Below are 2554 nucleotides of genomic sequence, written 5' to 3'. Positions count from 1 at the left end.
AAACTGTTTTTCGATTATGGTTTCGGACATAATCATATGTGGGTGAAAGCATCAGGTTCTTTAGAAAGATTGATATTGGTTGAGTTCTAATCCGGTAGCTTTCGAGCTACCACAATATACACGATTATGAAAGCAGATTTAGTTTTAGTTATCAGCCCTGAAGCCCCACTGATGAAGCAACTGGGCAAAGTGTTAGGTAAGATGGTAACCCCTTATGACTTCTCTACTATAGAGAGGGGTGAAAAGTACATCACCATACAGCATGATGAAACAGGGCTTGTAGTGGCTTATACAAGTGAAGAAAGATTGAATGTGAAACATTAAATATTGATTATAAATGAAAGGTAATTGTACGTTAGAACTTGATGTAGACAGTGTGGCATTGAATAATGCAATGTCTAAAGCTGTCAGTGATGCTGTAAAAAGCCTCAATATTGAGCAGATAGTAAATGCAGAAGTAACAAGAAGAATAGGCAAAAGCGTAAGCAAATCAATACAAGACGGCACATTTGTTAGAGCAGTAGCAAAGAATGTAGCCAAAGAATTTGATGCAAATATCATTGTGTCCCTTCTTGATATTGAAGAGCTGAAAACTATGGTTGCAGAAAAAATCAGTCAGAAAATAATTAGTAAAATGGGGATTTAATTATGAACTCAATAAATGTAAACGGTTGCAGCGTATGTCAACCCGGTAAAGAAAATTACACCACCTACAACACCAGGTTGAGAGGTAAAAGAGTGAGAATGTACCAATATGACTATCGTACTGAAAGTGGCGAGCTGTTTGCTTGTTGTGCACCTACCTTAGAGGCGTGCAGAGAAAGACGGGATAAATGGCTTACTGGAAGCACAAGTGAAGACAAGAGATGCTCTTATTAATGAATTGAAGGAAGGAGGTAAGCAATGACGCAGAAACAAGCATTGAAGTCGTTAGAGGATTACTGCAAGGTAAACAATATGCACCTAACAAGTTCCTCATTTACCAGAAACGCTTATGCAATTGTGGCGCATGACACAAACCAAACCTGGAACCGAATATTTGAAAATGGAATACCATGCCACCGTTTAAGCGGCTATCATACGCCAAAAGAGCTTTTGATATGGCTTGACGGCTATCACGCCGGGATACAGAAAGGAGGTAAGAAATAGGGATGATTAAATTTAGAGGTGTAAATATCTTTGGCAATGAATGGTTGTATGGGAATCTTGTTAAGATAGAAGAAAACAGATATTCCATATTGCCCGAAATAAATGATATGCCGACATGCAAGTGTATAGCTGATTATGATGTAGATCATAATACCATTGGTCGATTCACTGGTTTGTTCGATAAAAACGGGAAAGAAATCTATGAGCGTGATTACATTTCCATAATCTACAAGTATGAAGGCATCGCAAATGGATGCGCTATCCCCGATCATGATTGTATTTGTTATGGAGAAGTGGTTTACATGGATGGCTTCGCTTGCTTTGGCTTGCGTCTGCATAAAGCGGAATACCCAATAAGCCAAGAATTAAAAGAGTGCCAGTACCTTACTGTCCCTCTGCTTCAGTTTGATCTGGAATGTGATAGTATTGAGGTATTTGGAAATGTGTTTGATAATCCTGAATTGCTAAAATGAATAGAATATGGGAAATAAAGTAGTAGCATTTATAAGATCAAACGAATGGTTTAAGTCCACTATGGTAGAGCATGGCACACATAATGGATATGTAGCTGTCCCTTCTATGAACAAATATCATGGAATGTCTTATTTGGATATTAATGATATAGACGTTCATGGCGGTATAACATTTTCAGAACCGGCAATAAGCGGTGAAGAATCTATCGGAAGCAAAAGGAAAATTAATCCAAGGTATGTCGGAAAAAGAAATCCCATATTGGATAATGCTGAGTTTATCACCGACAACACAGAAATAGGTAATGATTGGTGGATATTCGGATTTGATACATTCCATTATGGAGATGATAAATATAATTGGGATAAACAAGCTGTCATACAAGAGACAATGAACTTGATGGAACAAATAGAAAAATAAGCAATATGAAGTACAGAATCAAAATAATAGAAACCCTTTCTAAAGTGGTAGAGGTGGAAGCGGATGATTATGATTCCGCTTTCGAGAAAGTTGAGGAAATGGTTAACTGTGAAGAAGTAGTTCTTACAGCAGATGATTTTGAAGGTCGTGAATTTTATCCGGTAGAAGATTATGAAAAGTAACAAAGAATACAAAGTAAAAGTCCAGTTTGTCTTAGAAGGAGAAGTAACTGTCAATGCTTGCAGCAAAGATGAAGCGAAAGAATTGGTTGAAGAAAGTTTTGGTCTTGTCGTTGGTGGTAATTTGCACTCTATGGATTCAAGAATAATCGATTGGGATTTCCCCGTTCATCCTGAAATGATTGTGAAGTAAATCAGTATGGCAAAAGTATATGAAAACAAGAAAGGATTCAAGGTCATACAAGCCACTCGTGGCGAAATGATATGCGCGCTCAGTGAATATGGATGTGTCGGAATTTGCGACAGCTGTGGTTCCAGTAATTGCCAAGATGGAT

At 37.7% G+C, this 2554-nt stretch carries 7 protein-coding genes; all 7 read left to right on the top strand.

Going from position 1 to position 2554, the window contains the following annotated elements; translation table 11 throughout:
* The first annotated feature begins 126 nt into the window (after positions 1–126).
* The 7 genes from BHV72_RS00165 to BHV72_RS00135 all read left to right on the top strand — a co-directional run bounded on the left by BHV72_RS00165 (position 127) and on the right by BHV72_RS00135 (position 2412).
* The gene (locus BHV72_RS00165) at positions 127–324 is read left to right on the top strand and encodes a hypothetical protein (protein WP_005847617.1); all 198 of its coding nucleotides are present in this window, start codon (positions 127–129) and stop codon (positions 322–324) included.
* Positions 325–337: 13 nt separating this feature from the next.
* Positions 338–646 carry a hypothetical protein gene (locus BHV72_RS00160; protein ID WP_117754205.1) on the top strand — a complete coding sequence of 103 codons (309 nt, stop codon included), beginning with the start codon at positions 338–340 and terminating at the stop codon, positions 644–646.
* 2 nt (positions 647–648) lie between these two features.
* Entirely contained in the window at positions 649–879 is a 231-nt protein-coding gene (locus tag BHV72_RS00155) for a DUF3873 family protein (protein ID WP_118413872.1), read from the top strand.
* 272 nt (positions 880–1151) lie between these two features.
* Positions 1152–1622, top strand: a complete 471-nt coding sequence (locus BHV72_RS00150) for a YopX family phage-derived protein (protein ID WP_118413874.1) — start codon at positions 1152–1154, stop codon at positions 1620–1622.
* Positions 1623–1629: 7 nt separating this feature from the next.
* Positions 1630–2040 (top strand): hypothetical protein, encoded by a 411-nt coding sequence (locus BHV72_RS00145; protein WP_005847605.1) that lies wholly within the window; start codon positions 1630–1632, stop codon positions 2038–2040.
* Positions 2041–2045: 5 nt separating this feature from the next.
* A complete protein-coding gene (locus tag BHV72_RS00140; protein WP_005847603.1) occupies positions 2046–2222 on the top strand; it encodes a DpnD/PcfM family protein in 177 nt (58 codons plus the stop codon).
* On the top strand, positions 2212–2412 hold the full coding sequence (locus BHV72_RS00135; protein ID WP_005847601.1) for a hypothetical protein: 201 nt from the start codon (positions 2212–2214) through the stop codon (positions 2410–2412). Before BHV72_RS00140 ends, BHV72_RS00135 begins: the two co-directional genes overlap by 11 nt.
* The last annotated feature ends 142 nt before the right edge of the window (positions 2413–2554 follow it).

Source organism: Bacteroides sp. 43_46, from assembly GCF_001915455.1.
Lineage (GTDB): Bacteria > Bacteroidota > Bacteroidia > Bacteroidales > Bacteroidaceae > Bacteroides > Bacteroides caccae.
This window is presented reverse-complemented; position numbering and strand designations above follow the sequence as displayed.

Coding starts and splice junctions, on each gene's coding strand:
- BHV72_RS00145 (WP_005847605.1), top strand. CDS start 1,630: ATGGGAAATAAAGTAGTAGCATTTATAAGATCAAACGAATGGTTTAAG.
- BHV72_RS00165 (WP_005847617.1), top strand. CDS start 127: ATGAAAGCAGATTTAGTTTTAGTTATCAGCCCTGAAGCCCCACTGATG.
- BHV72_RS00140 (WP_005847603.1), top strand. CDS start 2,046: ATGAAGTACAGAATCAAAATAATAGAAACCCTTTCTAAAGTGGTAGAG.
- BHV72_RS00150 (WP_118413874.1), top strand. CDS start 1,152: ATGATTAAATTTAGAGGTGTAAATATCTTTGGCAATGAATGGTTGTAT.
- BHV72_RS00160 (WP_117754205.1), top strand. CDS start 338: ATGAAAGGTAATTGTACGTTAGAACTTGATGTAGACAGTGTGGCATTG.
- BHV72_RS00155 (WP_118413872.1), top strand. CDS start 649: ATGAACTCAATAAATGTAAACGGTTGCAGCGTATGTCAACCCGGTAAA.
- BHV72_RS00135 (WP_005847601.1), top strand. CDS start 2,212: ATGAAAAGTAACAAAGAATACAAAGTAAAAGTCCAGTTTGTCTTAGAA.